Annotated in this window: 1 tRNA gene; it reads right to left on the reverse strand. The window is 38.9% G+C overall.

Annotation, left to right across the window (positions count from 1 at the left end):
- Nucleotides 1-254: 254 nt before the first annotated feature.
- A tRNA-Ile gene (locus GQR38_RS20150) sits at nt 255-331 on the reverse strand.
- Between the last annotated feature and the right edge of the window lie 81 nt (nt 332-412).

Here is a 412-nt window from a genome sequence, read left to right on the forward strand (position 1 = left end):
ACAATGTATCTATCAGAATTTTATTATCAGCTTTTCCAAATTTTTAAAGAGCAAGAGATGTAAAAACTTCTCAAAATTAAACACACTCTATTCTCAGGCGGTTAATGGCCTGATAAAGAATATTTATTTTTAAGAAGTAAGTGGTGGAGCTAAGCAGGATCGAACTGCTGACCTCCTGCGTGCAAGGCAGGCGCTCTCCCAGCTGAGNATGCTGGTACTTATTGTTTTAACCATCTTCTTAATTAGATAAGAAGTGGTGGGTCTGAGTAGATTTGAACTACCGACCTCACCCTTATCAGGGGTGCGCTCTAACCAGCTGAGCTACAGACCCAAAACAATAAGTGTTGTTCTCTTTACAATAACAATCATCTGTGTGGACACTACGAACAAATAAGTTCTAAATCGTATAAGG

Source organism: Pseudoalteromonas sp. c7(2019), from assembly GCF_011378625.1.
Taxonomy (GTDB): domain Bacteria; phylum Pseudomonadota; class Gammaproteobacteria; order Enterobacterales; family Alteromonadaceae; genus Pseudoalteromonas; species Pseudoalteromonas arctica.